We start from the raw sequence: 15437 nt of genomic DNA, 5'->3' as shown, positions 1-15437 counted from the left end.
TGCTGGCATGTTGGGAGTCCTCAGCCATACCCGCGTCCTCCGTCTGGCCGGCCTGTTTACCTGGGTCATGGTCGGCCTGCCACTGGCGTACTCGCAATTCGAGAACCTGCACAGCCGCAGCGATATGGGCAGCTGGGCGATCCTGTTGTTCGTCGCCTACCTGTCCTTCGGCGCCGCGTACTACTGGCTGACCCGCCTCCTGCGCAGTGACAGCGACAGTCACACCACCTGGCTGGACCGCGGCCTGCTGCTGCTGCTGACGGTTTCGGCGCTGGGCGTCAGTTTCCTCAGTGGTTCGGGCCTGGGCAGCATCCTGATGATGGTGGCTGCCGGCGTCATTCCGTGGATGCTGTCGGCGCGCCTGTGCGTGCTGTGGCTGCTGGTCAGCCAGCTGGCGGTGGCCCCGGTCTATTACATACTGCTGAACTTCCCGCTGTTCGAAGCCGTGATGCAATCGCTGCTGTATGGCGGCTTTTCCATGTTCATCTTCGTGACCAGCCTTGTCGCGAGACAGCAGACCCAGGCCCGCGACGAGCAGCGCAGGCTCAATTCGGAGCTGCGTGCCACTCGTGCCCTGCTGGCCGAAAGCGCCCGCGTCAACGAGCGAACCCGCATTTCGCGTGAGCTGCACGATCTTCTGGGGCATCAGCTGACCGCACTGACCCTGAACCTCGAAGTGGCCGGTCACCTGGCCGAGGGCCAGGCGCTGGACCATGTGAAGCGCTCGCATGCCTTGGCCAAGCTGCTGCTGGGCAACGTGCGTGAGGTGGTCAGCCAGCTGCGCGAGACCGGCGCCATCGATCTGGCGGCGGCGCTGCGCCCGCTCACCGAGAACGTGCCCTCGCTGGACATCCAGCTGGAGATCGAGGATCCGCTGAACGTGGAGGACCCGCAGCGGGCCCACGTGCTGCTGCGCTGTACCCAGGAGATCATCACCAACGCGGTGCGCCATGCCGGCGCCCGCCACCTGTGGATCAAGGTGTACCGTGAAGCCCCTGACCGGGTGGTGGTGGAGGCCCGCGACGACGGCGTCGGCGCGGATATGGTCAATGTGGGCAATGGCTTGCGCGGCATGCGCGAGCGCCTGCAACAATGTGGTGGCCAGCTGCAGGTCGAAACCCTTCCCGGTGAAGGCTTCCGGCTGCGGGCGACGGTGCCGGCAACGGTGCTGGTGGCCGCCCTTACCAAGGTTCCTGAAGGAGTGCGTTGATGATTCGCGTCTGCCTGGTCGACGACCAAACCCTGGTGCGGCAGGGAATCCGCTCCCTGCTGGCGCTCGACGACGGTATCGAGGTGGTGGCCGAGGCCGGCGATGGCCGGCAGGCGGTCGAACTGATACCGCAGGTGCGCCCCGACGTGGTGCTGATGGACATGCGCATGCCGGTGATGTCCGGGCTGGAGGCGCTGCAGGTGCTGTCGCGCCAGGAGCAGCTGCCGCCGACCATCATCCTCACCACCTTCGACGACGACCAGCTGGTGCTGGCCGGGCTCAAGGCCGGAGCCAAGGGCTACCTGCTCAAGGACGTGACCCTGGCGCAGCTGGTCGGTGCCATCCGCACCGTGGCCGACGGCGGTTCGCTGGTGCAGCCGGCCGTGACCCAGCGCCTGCTGTCCGGCCTGGAGCACATGCGCAACGAGTTCGTCAGCCTGGACCGCCCGGACCCGTTGACCGACCGCGAGACCGAGATCCTGCGCCTGATGGCCAGTGGCTTCTCCAACAAGGAGATCGCCAACTCGCTGGGTGTGGCCGAAGGCACCATCAAGAACCACGTGTCCAACATCCTGTCCAAGCTGGGCGTGCGCGACCGTACGCGCGCCGTACTGAAGGCGTTCGAACTCCAGCTGGTCTGAGGAAAACCTTTTCAGGACAATGACTTGAGGTCCAGTCATGGCCCTCGGGTGGGGTTGCCCCCTACTTCACGGGTATCGGTATGCGGTACCCTTCGAATTCTTTGTCCATACAAATACGCAGCCGGCAGGGAAACCGGTGCGCCAATCCCGATAAACAATGCCCGCGAAGCCTGCTAGGATTGGCGCTTCGCTTCAATCAACCCGGCCGTGGGATCGGCCCCGGAGACTCTCTGAATGACCCGTATTATCGAGTTCCTGATCGCCTTGGGGATCGTGGCTGGCCTGTTCGTCATCATTGGCGTATGTCTGCCGGGCGAGCGTCACATCACCGAAAGCATCGAGACCAACCGCAAGATGACGATCGTGTACGACACGGTCAGCAGCCTGCGCCGCTTCAAGGACTGGAACCCGCTGGTACTGCGCGATCCCGCCGTTGAACTGAAGCTGTCCGGCCCGGCCTCCGGCGTCGGTGCCACCCTCGACTTCACCTCCAAGGACCTGGGCACCGGTTCCTGGAAGATCACCGAAGCCGAAGAGAACAAGCGTGTTGCGATCGCCATCGATGACGCCACCAAGGGTCACGACAAGATCACCACCTTCACGCTGGAGCCGACCGGCAAGGGTGGCCGCAACGTCAAGATCACCCAGGACTACTCGGTGAAGTACGGCTTCGACCTGTTCGGCCGTTATGCCGGCCTGTATGTCAGCCGCCAGATCGGCGACGACATCAAGATGGGTCTGTCGCGTATGGCCAACATGCTGGCCAGCGTCCCGAACGTGGACTACCGCACCCCGGAAGCCCCGCTGACCGATCTGGCCATCGTCAATGTGCCGGCTGAAGACCTGCTGGTCGTCAACGCCGGTAACGTGGACCGCGGTCAGGACACGATCACCAAGTCCATCAAGGACAACCAGGAGTGGATCAAGCGCGTGATGGAGGCCAATGGCCTTGAAGCCGCCGGTCCGTTCCGCATCATCACCACCGATTTCGGTCAGGAGAAGTACGCCTTCGACATCGCCCAGCCGGTGAAGAAGAAGGGTGCTGAAGGTGCCACCGCTGAAGAGCTGACCGTCAAGATCGACGGCGGCGCTCCGGTCAAGTACGTGCACGTGGCCCCGCACCGTTCGGCGCATGCCGCCTACACCGGCCACATGGCGGGTCTGGACGTGGCCCGCAACGGCCTGCGTGCCTGGGCTGTGACCAACGGTTCGGAAGTGGTCGATCGCCCGTACGAAACCTGGAAGGACGGTCTGGACAAGTCGTTCACCCCGGAAGCGACCTACGACATCTACTGGGCCGTCAAGTAAGCCTCGGCTGACCCATGTAGTGTTGGACACGAAAACGCGCCGCTCATTGCGGCGCGTTTTTTTTCATCTGGCGCCCGGCAAGGGCGCTGCGCAAGGAGCCCACATGTTCAATCTCGAACGTCGCGCACGTAAGCCATCACTGCTGGCCTGCCTGGGGGCGCTGCTGGCCGCCGCCTCTATCGGCCTGTCGGCCTATGCTTCGCACGGTGTAGCCGACCCGCTGGCGCAGCAGCATCTGAACATGGCGGCGCTCTATGCGTTCGCGCATGGCGCGGTACTGGTGGCGCTCGGGCCGCGCGCGCATGGCGCGATCGCGCACCTGGCGTTGTACGTGCTGCTGCTGGGCGTGCTGCTGTTTTCCGGCAGCCTGGTGGGCGGTGCGTTGTGGCAGTGGCCGACGCGGATGGCACCGATCGGTGGCACCAGCATGATGGCTGGATGGGTGCTGCTGGCGATCAATGCGTTGAGGCGGTGACGGTCGCAGGGCTGTCGCTTCGATCCATGCCGATGCGATCCTAAGGGTTCATGGGCGTTACTTTTCTTTTCGCGCGAAAAGAAAAGTAACCAAAAGAAACGCGCCGCCGGCCGCGAGCCGGTGCTGCGCACCGGTCCCCTGTGCTCCTCGGCCCGTCGAGGGACGGTGCGGGAACTCGCTGCGCTCAGACACCCGCACCTCTTCGCCCTCGTCGGACCTGCGGTGCTCGGCTCGCTTGAAGGCGGACCCAACAGCTGCGCGCTGATCCGTTACAGGGGCTTCGAGCTTTGCCTTTGCCTTCTTGTCCCATTTCGTGGCGGGCACACGCGGAATCCGCCCGGACAGCTCCATGAAGTTCGCAGTGCAGCCGCCACGAGGGGCTCAGCCGTTGGCCGGTCTCCAGCACCAGTGCCAAGGTTCGTAGACGATCCCATGCGGGTTGTCGCGCGGGTAGCTCAGCTGGAAGCCATGCCCACCGGCATTCGCCTGCAGCCACGCAAACGCGTCGGTGGCTTCGAACGATTCTTCGGCCGGGGCGTCGCCCGGTGTGCCGATGTCCAGCGCGTGGCCGCTGTGGTGTTCGCTGAAACCCGGGGCGGCATTGACCTTCAGGATCTCCGCCACGCTCAGGCCGCGCGCCAGCTTCCGTTCGAAGATGCCCAACTGGTAGGCATGGCTGCGGAAGCCGGAGATGGCGTCCAGCGCAATGCCATCCTGTGCCGCATGCAGTCGCATCCGTCGCCAGCCCTGCGCGGCGCCACGGCGCAGCCATAGCGGGCGGGCGAAGCGATCGCGGCCGGCAAAATGCAGCAGGCAGGGTTCGGGTTCCAGCGGCAGGCCGCTGTCGTCGGCGTAGCGCTGCGGGTCCAGGCCAAGCTGCTGCAGGCGCTGCTGCAACCCGGCCAGCGGCAGCCACTGATCTTCCAGTCCGGCGCCGAAGGGCCGTGCAGCCGCGGTGTCCAGCAGCGCCAGTGCATCCTCGACCCCGGGCTCGCGCGGCAGGCGCGGCACCATCGAATGCACGCCGTGCGGCAGTACCGCCGCCAGATAGCGGCCATCACGCTTGCGCCGCAGCACCCACTGCGCCTGCGACAGCAGGCGTGCATCCAGGTTGCTGCGTGCGCGCAACAGGTGGGCGGGCCACAGCTCGATGGCCTCGGTATTGATCAGCAGGGGCGGGCGTCGTTGCATCGTCTCAGCTTACTGCCGTGGTGCCGACGCGGCCACCTTGCGCAGCGCATCGAGCAGCGCCTGCGGCCGGTCCACGCTGAGCAGCAGCGTGCTGCCATCACTGACCGGCAGGGCGAGGACACGCGCACGGTCGGTGACCAGCGCGAAGCCCTTGCCGCCACCCTGCAGGCGGAAGTGGCCCGAGTAGAAGCCCGGCATTGAATAGCCATTGGTTTTGACACGGATGCCATAGCGGCGGTCACGCTGCAGGTCGACCACCTCGGCCTGGTCCAGCCGCAGCTGCGCCACCGGCACGCGCCGCCGGTACATCGTCGAGCGCACGTCCAGCACGTTGCCGGCCAGCTCCACGCGGCGGCGGAAGAAGGCGGCCCCCAGCCCGACAGCGAGTACAGCGATGACGATCAGGCTCCATGCCGCACTGCCGCCCATCCGGAACCAGGGCGGCGACAGCGTTACTTCGATCCAGGGTGCGTTCGCCGGTGCCTTGTACAGCTGCGCATACAGGCAGGCCACGAAGGCAGCCAGCAGCGGCAGCACGATCCACAGCACGCGCAGCGGCGAACTCTCGGCCATGTCAAAGGGTTTCGGGTCACTGCCGCCCATGGTTCAGGCCTCCTTCTTGAACACCAGCATCGCCGGGCGCATCGGCGCCGGGATGATGATGTTGACCAGCTCCCAGCCCAGCTGGCCCTGCCGGCTCAGCTCGGCCTGGACATCCTCGGCCTTGAGTGCGCCCATCATGGAGGTCTTGACCTCGATCGTCTGGTAGCTCCAGCGCTTGCTCATTCCTTGTCCTCCGGCGATGCCTTGGGTTTGGGCAGGCGTCCTGCCTTGCGCAGCGCGTCGCGCAGCACGTATTCGATCTGCGCGTTGAGGCTGCGCAGTTCGTCATCAGCCCAGCGCTGCGCCGCGGCCAGGACCTCGGCATTGATGCGCAGCGGATAGGCTTTCTTCTCACTCATGGGGGCTCCTGGCGGGGCGGTGGGGCGCCCCGTTGCGAGTGTGGCTCAATACAGCGAGCCTGCATTGACGATCGGCTGGGTGCCGCGGTCCGAGCACAGCACGGTCAGCAGGTTGCTGACCATGTGCGCCTTGCGTTCCTCGTCCAGCTGCACCACGCCGTTCTTCTGCAGTTCGGCCAGGGCCATCTCGACCATGCCGACCGCACCGGCAACGATGCGCGTGCGTGCGGCGATCACCGCGTTGGCCTGCTGCCGCTGCAGCATCGCCTGGGCGATTTCGGCAGCGTAGGCGAGGTGGCTGATGCGTGCGTCGATGACCTGCACGCCGGCGTCGGCCAGGCGCTCGGCCAGTTCGTTCTTCAGGTGCTGGGAAATCTCGCTGGCATGACTGCGCAGTGCCAGCTGGCCATCCTCATGCTGGTCGTAGGGGTAGCTGGTGGCCATCGCGCGCAGTGCCGATTCGGACTGGATGTGCACGAAGCTCTCGTAGTCGTCCACGTTGTAGACCGCCTCGGAGGCATCGACCACCTGCCAGACGATGACCGCGGCGATCTCGATCGGGCTGCCGTCCAGCTCGTTGACCTTCAGCTTGCCGCTCTCGAAGTTGCGCACGCGCTGGCTGACCCGGCGCTTGGCGTAGAAGGGGTTGTTCCAGCGCAGGCCGTTGTCCTTCACGGTGCCCACGTATTTGCCGAACAGGCTCAGCACCGCCGCCTGGTTGGGCTGGACGGTGTACAGGCCGGCCAGGGCGAAGATCGCCAGCGCCGCCACCAGGATGCCGGCCACCATCAGCAGCAGGTTGGGGGAACCGGTGCTGGCCTTGGCTGCTGCGCCCAGTACGAACAGGGCGCCGCCGGCGAGGGCGACAAGCAGGGCGCCGGCCAGCGTGCCGAGGCCGTTGAGCGAAGACAGCGACTTCTCTTTCATGGCGGTACGTCCTTGAGGATTCGGAATGAAGATATCAAAGTGATATCACTTGTCGACTACCGTTCGTCGGATGCCGTGGCCGGGACGGTCGGCCAGCTAGAATGCCCACCCGCCTTCACATCGCTGCTGGAACCGCCATGGCCAAGCTTGGAACTCCGTTGTCCCCCTCCGCCACCCGCGTGCTGCTGCTGGGTTCGGGCGAACTCGGCAAGGAGGTGGCCATCGAGCTGCAGCGGCTGGGCGTGGAAGTGATCGCCGCCGACCGCTATGCCGATGCCCCGGCCATGCAGGTCGCGCACCGCTCGCACGTGATCGACATGCTCGATGCGATGGCCCTGCGTGCCCTGATCGCCCAGGAGCAGCCGCACCTGGTGGTGCCGGAGATCGAGGCCATTCATACCGAGACCCTGGTCCAGCTGGAGCAGGAGCAGGGCCTGCGGGTGATCCCGACCGCGCGCGCCGCCCGCCTGACCATGGACCGCGAGGGCATCCGCCGCCTGGCCGCCGAGACCCTGGGCCTGCCGACCTCGCCCTACCGCTTCGTCGATACCGAAGCCGAGTACCGCGCCGCCGTGGCCGCCATCGGCCTGCCGTGCGTGGTCAAGCCGGTGATGTCGTCCTCGGGCAAGGGCCAGAGCACGCTGCGCAGCGAGGCGGACATCGCCCCGGCCTGGGACTACGCGCAGACCGGTGGCCGTGCCGGTGCCGGCCGCTGCATCGTCGAAGGTTTCATCGATTTCGACTACGAGATCACCCTGTTGACCGTGCGCCATGCCGGCGGCACCTCGTTCTGCGCGCCGATCGGCCATCTGCAGAAGGACGGCGACTACCGCGAGAGCTGGCAGCCGCAGCCGATGTCGAGCAGGGCGCTGGCGCGTGCCGAAGAGATTTCGCGCGCGATCACCGATGACCTCGGTGGCTGGGGCCTGTTCGGTGTCGAGCTGTTCGTGAAGGGCGACGAGGTGTGGTTCAGCGAAGTGTCGCCGCGCCCGCACGACACCGGCCTGGTGACGCTGGTCTCGCAGGAGCTGAGCGAGTTCGCGCTGCACGCGCGCGCCATCCTTGGCCTGCCGATCCCGGTGATCCGCCAGAGCGGGCCGTCTGCCTCGTGTGCGCTGCTGGCACACGGTGAGGGCGTGCCGTACTTCAACAACGTCGCCGCCGCACTGCAGGTGCCGGACACCGCCGTGCGCCTGTTCGGCAAGCCGAGCGTGCACGGCCATCGCCGCGTGGGCGTGACCCTGGCGCGCGCGGAAACCATCGACGAAGCGCGCGCCATCGCGCGTGATGCCGCCGACGCCATCGGCGTCGAACTGCGCCCGTAAAGCAAAAAGGGGACGGAGGGGATTAAGTCGTTTGTGGCACAAACGACTTAATCCCCTCCGTCCCCTTTTTGTTATTTCACATCCACCCACACCAGGTGGTGGTCGCTGCCGTCGGCGATCTTCGCTTCCGGGCTTTCATTGGCCGGCCAGAACACGCCGCTGCCGATGTACTCGAAACCGGTCGAGGGCAGCACGTAGTCCAGGCGCATGGTGCCGGACTTCGGGCCGAAATCGCCGGTGGCATGGAACGGTGCGCCCTTGCGCTCGATGCCCTTGGCCGCATAGGCCAGGCTGGTCTGCTCGCCACCAACGCTGCGCGGGGTGGGGTAGCGCAACACGCGGGCGTTCTCGATCAGTTCGACGATCGCCTCATGGCGGCCATCACCATCGATCGGGTCGTTGTTGAGGTCGCCAAGGATCACGAAGCGCGCGTCCTGCGCCAGGCCACCGCACTGGCCCTTGTCGTCGCACAGCCACGGCTTGTCACCCTTGGACAGGTATTCCTGCCACAGGCGCAGTTCGTCGTGGTTGCGCGCGGCGTTGCGCTTTTCCGGGCCATCGAACACTGGCGGGGTCGGGTGCGAGACCAGAGCGTGGACCACGCCGGCCGGGGTCTTCACCGGCACGTCCCAATGTGACTTCGACGACAGCCGCAGCTGCGACCACACATGGTCGTTGTAGAAGCTCTTGCCGGTGCGCGGGTCGACCGGACGGATCGCGCCCGGCATCGCGCTCCACTTCAGCAGCTGGAAGCTGCGCACCTTGGCTTCATCGATCGGGTAGCGCGACAGCACCAGCATGCCGTACTGGCCCGGGTGCAGGCCGTAGCCCCAGGCATCGTTGCCGCGGCTGCGGCCTTCGCCGCCGACCACGCCGTTGTTGTCCAGGTCCAGGCCGCTGGGCACGCCGGTGTTGACCGGGGCCAGGTAGCGGTAGGCGAAGTGCAGCGGCTTGCCGCCGCCGGGCTGGGCCACTTCCAGGTAGCGTTTCTGGAACAGGTCGGCGGCGCGGTGGGCGTCGTCGAAATCGAATTCGTTCAGCAGCACCAGGTCCGGGCGTGCCTGCTGCAGCACCGCGGCGATCTTGCGCGCGTGCTCGCTGTCGCCTTCCAGCTCCTTGATCAGGCCACCGGTCTCATCGGAGTACAGCGAGGTGTTGTAGGTGGCCAGGCGCAGCGCAGCGGACGGCTTTTCGGTCATCGCAGGGGACGTGGCGAAGGCGGGGGCGGTGGCGCCGCAGAGCAGGGCCAGGATCTGGGGTCGGAGGTTCATGCGCCGTATTGTGCACCCGGCCCGGTGTCAGTGGTTTGTCAGCGTCCGTCCAGTTCGTCGTCGAAATCGTGCCAGCGGCGGCCGTCGTAGGCTTCCAGCGGTCGATAGCGCCGTTTGTAGTCCATCTTCTGATGCCCGCGGATCCAGTAGCCCAGGTATACGTGCGGCAGGCCCTCGCGGCGGGCCCATTCGATCTGCTGCAGGATCGCGAAGGTGCCCAGCCCACGCGCGGCATGGTCCGGGTCGAAGAAGGTGTAGACCGCCGACAGGCCATGCTCGGTGACGTCGGTCACCGCCACCCCCAGCAGCTGGCTGGGCTGGCCATCGTGGCCGGGCAGGCGCATCTCCATGAAGCGGGTGTGTGACCAGCTGCCGATCAGGAACTGCTCGAACTCGTGTGGGCCGTGGTCATCCATGCCGCCATTGGCGTGGCGATGGGTGAGGTAGCGGTGATACAGCGCGAACAGGTCGTCGCGGGCGGTGGCCGCGGTGATGCGTACTTCCAGGTCTTCATTGCGGGCGGCACAGCGGCGCTGGCTGCGGTCCGGGGCGAAGCGGGCCACCGGAATACGCACCGCCACGCAGGCCTGGCAGTGTGCGCAGTGCGGGCGGTAGACCAGGTCGCCGCTGCGGCGGAAGCCCCAGCTCAATGCCAGCGGGTACAGGCCGCCAAGGCGGCGATCGTGCGGGTCCAGCACCAGGTCGCGCGCCACCCGGTCCGACCAGTACCCGCAGGGGTGCTCGCCGGTCTGGAAAAGCCGCAGTTCGTCGTCTCTGTCGCCGTGTATCGCCATGGGCACAGCATAGCCCCAGCCTGTCGCAGTGGCGGCGACTGTCCGCCGGATGAATGGAACCGGCAGCGGCGTCAACCGATGTCGCGCCCGGGCGTTGTTGTCTACCGAGGGTGAAGTGATCACCCCGACGCAATCCCCATCCCCAGGAGTGACCCCATGATCCGTACCCCCCTGCTGCTGGCCCTGCTGCTCGGCACTTCCGCTACCGGTATCGCGCTGGCCGCCGATGCCCCGACTGCGCCGGCGCAGCGCCCGGCCAAGCTGGACACCAACGGCGACGGCGTCATCGACCGCAGCGAAGCCGCTGCCAACCCGCGCCTGGCCGCGAAGTTCGACGAGCTGGACAAGAACAAGGACGGCAAGCTCTCGCGCGATGAGCTGCCGCGCTGGCAGCACGGTCGCCGTGGTGGCCACGGCGGTGAGCGCTGGGCCAAGCTGGACCTCAACAAGGACGGCCGCATCAGCCGCGAGGAAGCCAAGGCCGATCCGCGCCTGGCCGCGCGCTTCGACGAGCTCGACCTCAACAAGGACGGTTACCTGGACAAGGCCGACCGCGAGCTGCGCATGAAGCAGCGCCGTGACGCCTGGTTCGCTGCCGCCGACACCAACAAGGACGGCCAGCTGAGCAAGGCCGAATTCGACGCCGCCAAGGGCCCGATGCACGGCGGCCCGCGCCATGGCGGTCCGCGTGACAGCGCGGCGCCGAAGCCGCAGCGCTGAGGTTCAACGCAGTGAATGACGACAACGCCGGCGCACTGCCGGCGTTGTCCGTTACAGGCGGCCGCTGCGCATCAGTGAGTACACCACCAGCGCGATGACCATCAGGTTCATCGCGATGATGCCGGTGCGGCCGTACATCGATTCGAACTTCCAGTTGATGCCGGTTCGTCCGCGGCGGGCCGAATCGCGCGCGATCATCGGTGCCATCACCCGCTGCAGCGGCACCAGGCACTGGTAGTTGACCACGCCCAGGCCTACCGCCAGCACCGTCAGCTGCGCCCAGACCGGCGCCTGGAGCATGACTGCCAGCAGGATCGCCAGGCACCAGAACATGCCGGTGATGATGTTGAGATAGAGGAACCGGCGCACGTCGCGGCGCTCGGACGCCGTTTCGGTGTACGACATCAGGAAGCGTCCGCCCAGATAGCTGCCGATCGCTCCACCGACCACACCGCCGATCACCGCCCCCCAGCTTTCGGCCGGCAGCACGTGCAGCTGGCCCAGCGTGGCAGTCAGCGAGCCCATCGCGGTGCCGCCCGCAGCGCTGGCACCGCCGAGGCCAAGCTTGCTGCCGCCGATGCCGACACCGGTGCCGAGCAGCACCGCAGCACTGGCCGTGCCGGGCGCAGCCACCAGTACCATCGAAACCACCGCCGTAGCGAACGCGGCACTGGGTGCGCTGCTGCGCGCGAACTCGCCGAAGCGTTGCAGCAGGCCGTCGCGCACCAGAGCGCGGGCACGCGACAGGCGCTTGCGCACGGCGGCGTCACTGAGCCCAAGCAGGTCGGCCACCTGCTGCGAGCGCTGGCCTTCGCGGTAGTACAGCAACAGTACTTCGCGGCTGTCGGCCGGCAACGCGGAAATGATGTCCTCGGCGGCGATTTCCTCTTCCACCCGTTGCAGCCGGTCGGCCGCGCCCGGGGCCGGGTCGGCCGCCATGCCCATCGCCACCTCGGCGGCCTCGCCGGTCAGCGGCCGGCCGCGCTGCGCGCGCAGCCAGTCGCGGGCCAGGTTGCGGGTGATCTGCCGCAGCCAGGGCAGGAAGCTGGTCGAACTGCGCAGCTGATGCAGCTGCTGCCAGCCCTTCACGAAGGCTTCTTGGGCGATGTCCTCGCTGGCCTGGCGGTCGCGGGTGATGGCCAGGGCGATAGCGGTAACCGTGTTCTGGCAGGCCAGCACGATGCGGCCATAGGCGTGCTGGCAACCGCTGGCAGCGGCAGGCAGTTCGCGTTCCAGGGTCTGGTCGATCGATGCGGCGAACGTCGTCATGGCGGCGGCTCTCCTGCTGGGATTGTGTCCCAAGACGGAGCCGCGCGCCGAATGTGACCGGTCTTCTGCACGGTAGTGCCGGCCGCTGGCCGGCAACCTCATGACAAAAAAAAGGGGACGGAGGGGATTAAGTCGTTTGTGCCACAAACGACTTAATCCCCTCCGTCCCCTTTTTCGGCTGCCGGCCAGCGCCCGGCACTACCCGTGCGTCACTTCGAGGGCTGGATGCGAACCCGGACTTCTTCCTCTTCCGGTGCGGCCTGCGGGGCCGGTTGCGCCTGCTGCGGTTGGGTCTGCGGGGCAGGGGCCGGTGCGACCGGCGCCGGGGCGCCACGATGGCGCAGGCCGATCACCAGCGCCACGCCGGCGATCACCACCAGCAGGGCGATGCGGATGCGCCAGGCCCAGCCACGGCCGCCGCCGGTCGTCTCTGCGGTGTCGCGGAAGGCGAATTCGGCGGTCGGATGGTCGCGGCGGGTGGTGTCGAGCAGCCGCGCCTCGCGCAGGATTTCACGCGCGCGCGGCTGGTCGTCGGCGCGCACGATCCACACCGCTGGGTAGGCGTTGGCGTTGCCCAGGTCGGTATAGCTGAACTGGCCGCGGCGACGGGTCTTGTACGAGCGCCCATTGGTCACCTTGACGTCGATGCCATGCCCGCGCAGGAGCTCGGCGACGCCTTCAACGGTTTCCACACGCTGGCTGCTGAAGATCTGGCGCATCGGATCAGTCCTTGGCCGGCACGGCGGCGGCCGCGGCCTGGTCGGGAACCACGCGGATCAGGCCTTCCTGCGCGGTGCTGGCCACCAGCACGCCATTGCGGGTGAAGAACTGGCCGCGGGCCAGACCGCGCGAATCCTGCGCGCTGGGGCTGTCCAGCGAGTACAGCAGCCAGTCGTCGGCACGGAACGGCCGGTGGAACCAGATCGCGTGGTCGAGCGAGGCCATCTGCACGTGCGGGTGGTAGTAGCTGATGCCGTGCGGGAACGTGGCGGTGCCCAGCAGGTGGAAGTCGGAGGCATAGGCCAGCAGTGCCTGGTGCAGCTCCGGGGCATCGCCGACCGGCTCGCTCAGGCGCAGCCACACCTGGTGGTAGGGCGGGCGCTTGGGCGGGTTGAGTTCGTCACGCGGGTAGACGTGACGGAACTCGAACGGGCCGCCGCGTGACAGCCAGCGCTGCACCTTGATTGGCAGCCGCTCCAGCACTTCGGCCGGCAGCGGACGGTTCGGTTCGATGTCTTCCGGCTGCGGCACTTCGGGCATCTTGTGCTGGTGCTCGGCGCCGGTCTCGGCCTGCTGGAACGAGGCCGCGCAGAAGAAGATCACCTTGCCGTGCTGGATCGCAGTGACGCGGCGCACCGAGAAACTGCCGCCGTCGCGGGTACGGTCCACGTCGTAGACGATGGGGTGGTCGATGTTGCCGGCGCGCAGGAAGTAGGCGTGCAGCGAGTGCACGTGGCGCCCGTTGTCGACCGTGGCCTGCGCCGCAGCCAGCGCCTGGCCCAGCACCTGGCCGCCGAACACGTACTTGGTGCCGATGTCGCGGCTCTGCCCGCGGAACAGGTTGTCCTCCAGCCGCTCCAGGGTGAGCAGGTCGATCAGCTCGGAGACGACGGGTTCGGGCGTGTCGTTCAAGGGGGCGGCCACAGCAATGAAGAGGCCCCGATTATACCGTTGCAGGCCAGTCCATCATTGGTAGTGCCGGGGGGGGGGGGGGGCCCCCCCCCGCGGGACGCGGGGCCCCGCCCGGGTGGGGGCCCGCGCCCCCCGCCCCTGCTGGGGCGCCGCCCGCGGCCCCCACCCAGTCGCCCCCCCGGGCGCCCGGGGGGGGGCCCCCCCCCCCCCCGCCACTACCGGTTACTTGCCCAGCCGGGCGACCAGCGCCTGCAGGGCATTCTGCGCATCCGGGGCGAACCAGGCCTCGACGAAGCGGTCGAGCTGGATCAGGTCCGGGTGCAGGGCTTCGTGCAGGTCGGCACGGGCAATGGCGCGGGTCAGCAGCATCGGCTGGCGCGGCTGCTTGAGCAGGTTCTGCAGCCAGGCGATGGCGCGCGCCACCACCAGGTCGCCTTCGGCCAGTTCGTCGACCAGGCCGATCTGCAGCGCCTGTTCGGCCGGCACCAGCGAGCCGGTGGTCAGCAGGACGCCGGCGCGGTGTACGCCCACCGCGCGGCGCAGCAGGCGCTGGATGCCCTCCGGCGCGATCAGGCCCACCTGCACTTCGTTCAGGCCGATGGCATACGGCCGCGACGGATCGGCGCTGCGCGCCATCACCCGGTAGTCGCAGCACAGGGCCAGCACGCAGCCGCCCGCCGGTGCGTGGCCGGTGATCGCCGCGACCACCGGGATCCGGCTCTCGGCCAGCGTGCGCACGGCGCCAAAGAAGGCGTTCCAGGTGTCCAACAACTTGTGCTTGTCATCACCATGCGAGAGCAGGTGCGGCACGTCCATACCGCCGGTGAAGATGCGCTCGCTGCCCGACAGCACGATGCCGTGCGCGTCTTCGGCCATGGCCAGCTCGATGGCATGGATCAACTGCCGGCACAGTTCGGTGTCCAGTGCGTTGACCGGCGGCCGCGCCAGGCGCAGTTCGCGGATGGGGCCATGGTTGATCACCTCGATGAGCGTCGTCATGCTGCGGTCTCGTTGCGAAGAAGGAACCTGGGCGATGATAACCAAACCATTCGTTGGCGTACTGTTGGTTCTGTGTGCGGCCGCAGCATCGGCGTCGGCGGCGGAACCGGACTGCGTCACGGTGGAGCAGGGCTGGGCGCGGTTGCCACCGAATCCGGCGATGCCGATGACCGCCGGCTACGGCGTGATCCACAACGGCTGCAGCAAGGCGGTGGCGATCACTGGCGCGACCAGCAGCAGCTTCAATGATGTGTCGCTGCACGAAACCACGATCACGGATGGGGTCAGCCGGATGCGCGCGATCGAGCGTCTGCCGCTGGCGCCGGGCGCACGCGCCGAGCTCAAGCCCGGTGGCCTGCACCTGATGCTGATGCAGGGCAAGGGCGCGTTGAAGGAAGGGCAGGCGCTGCCGTTGCGGCTGCAGCTGGAAGGCGGTGGCGAAGCGAGCGCGACGTTGGTGGTGCGCAAGGCCGCGCCGTAAGCGCGCGGGGAAACGGCACGCTGCTGCTGACGCAAGGGGTTGGGATGGCCGTCGTAGCGTCGAGCTTGCTCGACGGCCCCGGCCTGCAGCAGTCGAGCAAGCTCGACTCTACGGATGAAGCGACGATTGGGATGGCTTCCGTAGCGTTGAGGACGCTGGGCGCGAACGGAACATCCGGTAGTGCCGGCCGCTGGCCGGCAGGACGCGAAATGCCGGCCAGCGGCCGGCACTA

The 15437-nt window shown here is 67.5% G+C and carries 20 protein-coding genes; 8 read left to right on the top strand and 12 right to left on the bottom strand.

Going from position 1 to position 15437, the window contains the following annotated elements; translation table 11 throughout:
• The first annotated feature begins 7 nt into the window (after window positions 1-7).
• The 4 genes from V3B64_RS08730 to V3B64_RS08715 all read left to right on the top strand — a co-directional run bounded on the left by V3B64_RS08730 (window position 8) and on the right by V3B64_RS08715 (window position 3634).
• The gene (locus tag V3B64_RS08730; RefSeq protein ID WP_032127603.1) at window positions 8-1210 is read left to right on the top strand and encodes a sensor histidine kinase; all 1203 of its coding nucleotides are present in this window, start codon (window positions 8-10) and stop codon (window positions 1208-1210) included.
• The gene (locus V3B64_RS08725; RefSeq protein ID WP_006424175.1) at window positions 1210-1851 is read left to right on the top strand and encodes a response regulator transcription factor; all 642 of its coding nucleotides are present in this window, start codon (window positions 1210-1212) and stop codon (window positions 1849-1851) included. The genes V3B64_RS08730 and V3B64_RS08725 overlap by 1 nt, the downstream gene beginning before the upstream one ends.
• A 234-nt stretch (window positions 1852-2085) precedes the next feature.
• Window positions 2086-3159 (top strand): SRPBCC family protein, encoded by a 1074-nt coding sequence (locus tag V3B64_RS08720; protein WP_032127602.1) that lies wholly within the window; start codon window positions 2086-2088, stop codon window positions 3157-3159.
• Between the two features lie 103 nt (window positions 3160-3262).
• Entirely contained in the window at window positions 3263-3634 is a 372-nt protein-coding gene (locus V3B64_RS08715) for a DUF423 domain-containing protein (protein ID WP_049443743.1), read from the top strand.
• Window positions 3635-3691: 57 nt separating this feature from the next.
• On the opposite strand, the gene V3B64_RS08710 is transcribed toward V3B64_RS08715, so the two are convergent.
• The 6 genes from V3B64_RS08710 to V3B64_RS08685 are packed head-to-tail and all read right to left on the bottom strand — an operon-like array spanning window position 3692 to window position 6714.
• Window positions 3692-3985 carry a hypothetical protein gene (locus V3B64_RS08710; RefSeq protein ID WP_032127601.1) on the bottom strand — a complete coding sequence of 98 codons (294 nt, stop codon included), beginning with the start codon at window positions 3983-3985 and terminating at the stop codon, window positions 3692-3694.
• Between the two features lie 30 nt (window positions 3986-4015).
• Complete coding sequence (locus V3B64_RS08705; protein ID WP_032127600.1) at window positions 4016-4825, bottom strand: M15 family metallopeptidase; 810 nt, start codon at window positions 4823-4825, stop codon at window positions 4016-4018.
• 9 nt (window positions 4826-4834) lie between these two features.
• Window positions 4835-5428, bottom strand: a complete 594-nt coding sequence (locus V3B64_RS08700; RefSeq protein WP_329913958.1) for a PH domain-containing protein — start codon at window positions 5426-5428, stop codon at window positions 4835-4837.
• Between the two features lie 3 nt (window positions 5429-5431).
• Complete coding sequence (locus V3B64_RS08695) at window positions 5432-5611, bottom strand: DUF4177 domain-containing protein (protein ID WP_329913957.1); 180 nt, start codon at window positions 5609-5611, stop codon at window positions 5432-5434.
• Window positions 5608-5787, bottom strand: coding sequence for a hypothetical protein (locus tag V3B64_RS08690; protein WP_004148134.1), 180 nt, complete (start codon window positions 5785-5787; stop codon window positions 5608-5610). Before V3B64_RS08690 ends, V3B64_RS08695 begins: the two co-directional genes overlap by 4 nt.
• A gap of 45 nt (window positions 5788-5832) precedes the next feature.
• On the bottom strand, window positions 5833-6714 hold the full coding sequence (locus V3B64_RS08685; RefSeq protein ID WP_107433609.1) for an SPFH domain-containing protein: 882 nt from the start codon (window positions 6712-6714) through the stop codon (window positions 5833-5835).
• Window positions 6715-6851: 137 nt separating this feature from the next.
• On the opposite strand from V3B64_RS08685, the gene purT reads away from it, so the two are divergent.
• Window positions 6852-8039, top strand: coding sequence for a formate-dependent phosphoribosylglycinamide formyltransferase (purT, locus tag V3B64_RS08680; protein WP_285302741.1), 1188 nt, complete (start codon window positions 6852-6854; stop codon window positions 8037-8039).
• A gap of 71 nt (window positions 8040-8110) precedes the next feature.
• Here the strand turns inward: purT and V3B64_RS08675 are convergent, their stop codons facing one another.
• Window positions 8111-9310 carry an endonuclease/exonuclease/phosphatase family protein gene (locus tag V3B64_RS08675; RefSeq protein ID WP_329913956.1) on the bottom strand — a complete coding sequence of 400 codons (1200 nt, stop codon included), beginning with the start codon at window positions 9308-9310 and terminating at the stop codon, window positions 8111-8113.
• A gap of 38 nt (window positions 9311-9348) precedes the next feature.
• Window positions 9349-10104, bottom strand: a complete 756-nt coding sequence (locus V3B64_RS08670) for an arginyltransferase (protein WP_012510405.1) — start codon at window positions 10102-10104, stop codon at window positions 9349-9351.
• 156 nt (window positions 10105-10260) lie between these two features.
• Between V3B64_RS08670 and V3B64_RS08665 the strand changes: the two genes are divergently transcribed.
• A complete protein-coding gene (locus tag V3B64_RS08665) occupies window positions 10261-10824 on the top strand; it encodes an EF-hand domain-containing protein (RefSeq protein WP_329913955.1) in 564 nt (187 codons plus the stop codon).
• Window positions 10825-10875: 51 nt separating this feature from the next.
• On the opposite strand, the gene V3B64_RS08660 is transcribed toward V3B64_RS08665, so the two are convergent.
• The 4 genes from V3B64_RS08660 to V3B64_RS08645 form a co-directional block, all read right to left on the bottom strand.
• Complete coding sequence (locus V3B64_RS08660; protein WP_049398908.1) at window positions 10876-12093, bottom strand: sigma-70 family RNA polymerase sigma factor; 1218 nt, start codon at window positions 12091-12093, stop codon at window positions 10876-10878.
• Between the two features lie 209 nt (window positions 12094-12302).
• The gene (locus V3B64_RS08655) at window positions 12303-12812 is read right to left on the bottom strand and encodes a pathogenicity-like protein (RefSeq protein ID WP_285302739.1); all 510 of its coding nucleotides are present in this window, start codon (window positions 12810-12812) and stop codon (window positions 12303-12305) included.
• Window positions 12813-12816: 4 nt separating this feature from the next.
• Window positions 12817-13725: an acyl-CoA thioesterase II gene (gene tesB, locus V3B64_RS08650; RefSeq protein WP_008265305.1), complete on the bottom strand. Its 909-nt coding sequence runs from the start codon at window positions 13723-13725 to the stop codon at window positions 12817-12819.
• A 222-nt stretch (window positions 13726-13947) separates the two neighbouring features.
• Complete coding sequence (locus tag V3B64_RS08645; RefSeq protein ID WP_032127589.1) at window positions 13948-14724, bottom strand: enoyl-CoA hydratase/isomerase family protein; 777 nt, start codon at window positions 14722-14724, stop codon at window positions 13948-13950.
• 34 nt (window positions 14725-14758) lie between these two features.
• Here V3B64_RS08645 and V3B64_RS08640 point away from each other — a divergent pair, with 34 nt between their 5' ends.
• Together V3B64_RS08640 and V3B64_RS08635 are read left to right on the top strand one after the other, a co-directional pair.
• Window positions 14759-15205 carry a copper chaperone PCu(A)C gene (locus V3B64_RS08640; RefSeq protein WP_149909378.1) on the top strand — a complete coding sequence of 149 codons (447 nt, stop codon included), beginning with the start codon at window positions 14759-14761 and terminating at the stop codon, window positions 15203-15205.
• Between the two features lie 44 nt (window positions 15206-15249).
• Window positions 15250-15437 (top strand): hypothetical protein (locus V3B64_RS08635; RefSeq protein WP_329913954.1); only part of this gene is annotated, 188 nt, incomplete at its 3' end.

Origin of the sequence: Stenotrophomonas sp. SMYL86 (genome assembly GCF_036320025.1) — a bacterium.
Taxonomy (GTDB): domain Bacteria; phylum Pseudomonadota; class Gammaproteobacteria; order Xanthomonadales; family Xanthomonadaceae; genus Stenotrophomonas; species Stenotrophomonas maltophilia_A.
Note: the sequence above shows the minus strand (reverse complement) of the source record. Positions and strands in the feature narration are given on the sequence as shown.

Excerpts from the sequence above, each read along its gene's own strand:
- V3B64_RS08730 (WP_032127603.1), top strand. The coding sequence starts at position 8 with ATGTTGGGAGTCCTCAGCCATACCCGCGTCCTCCGTCTGGCCGGCCTG.
- V3B64_RS08725 (WP_006424175.1), top strand. The coding sequence starts at position 1,210 with ATGATTCGCGTCTGCCTGGTCGACGACCAAACCCTGGTGCGGCAGGGA.
- V3B64_RS08720 (WP_032127602.1), top strand. The coding sequence starts at position 2,086 with ATGACCCGTATTATCGAGTTCCTGATCGCCTTGGGGATCGTGGCTGGC.
- V3B64_RS08715 (WP_049443743.1), top strand. The coding sequence starts at position 3,263 with ATGTTCAATCTCGAACGTCGCGCACGTAAGCCATCACTGCTGGCCTGC.
- V3B64_RS08710 (WP_032127601.1), bottom strand. The coding sequence starts at position 3,985 with ATGGAGCTGTCCGGGCGGATTCCGCGTGTGCCCGCCACGAAATGGGAC.
- V3B64_RS08705 (WP_032127600.1), bottom strand. The coding sequence starts at position 4,825 with ATGCAACGACGCCCGCCCCTGCTGATCAATACCGAGGCCATCGAGCTG.
- V3B64_RS08700 (WP_329913958.1), bottom strand. The coding sequence starts at position 5,428 with ATGGGCGGCAGTGACCCGAAACCCTTTGACATGGCCGAGAGTTCGCCG.
- V3B64_RS08695 (WP_329913957.1), bottom strand. The coding sequence starts at position 5,611 with ATGAGCAAGCGCTGGAGCTACCAGACGATCGAGGTCAAGACCTCCATG.
- V3B64_RS08690 (WP_004148134.1), bottom strand. The coding sequence starts at position 5,787 with ATGAGTGAGAAGAAAGCCTATCCGCTGCGCATCAATGCCGAGGTCCTG.
- V3B64_RS08685 (WP_107433609.1), bottom strand. The coding sequence starts at position 6,714 with ATGAAAGAGAAGTCGCTGTCTTCGCTCAACGGCCTCGGCACGCTGGCC.
- purT (WP_285302741.1), top strand. The coding sequence starts at position 6,852 with ATGGCCAAGCTTGGAACTCCGTTGTCCCCCTCCGCCACCCGCGTGCTG.
- V3B64_RS08675 (WP_329913956.1), bottom strand. The coding sequence starts at position 9,310 with ATGAACCTCCGACCCCAGATCCTGGCCCTGCTCTGCGGCGCCACCGCC.
- V3B64_RS08670 (WP_012510405.1), bottom strand. The coding sequence starts at position 10,104 with ATGGCGATACACGGCGACAGAGACGACGAACTGCGGCTTTTCCAGACC.
- V3B64_RS08665 (WP_329913955.1), top strand. The coding sequence starts at position 10,261 with ATGATCCGTACCCCCCTGCTGCTGGCCCTGCTGCTCGGCACTTCCGCT.
- V3B64_RS08660 (WP_049398908.1), bottom strand. The coding sequence starts at position 12,093 with ATGACGACGTTCGCCGCATCGATCGACCAGACCCTGGAACGCGAACTG.
- V3B64_RS08655 (WP_285302739.1), bottom strand. The coding sequence starts at position 12,812 with ATGCGCCAGATCTTCAGCAGCCAGCGTGTGGAAACCGTTGAAGGCGTC.
- V3B64_RS08645 (WP_032127589.1), bottom strand. The coding sequence starts at position 14,724 with ATGACGACGCTCATCGAGGTGATCAACCATGGCCCCATCCGCGAACTG.
- V3B64_RS08640 (WP_149909378.1), top strand. The coding sequence starts at position 14,759 with ATGATAACCAAACCATTCGTTGGCGTACTGTTGGTTCTGTGTGCGGCC.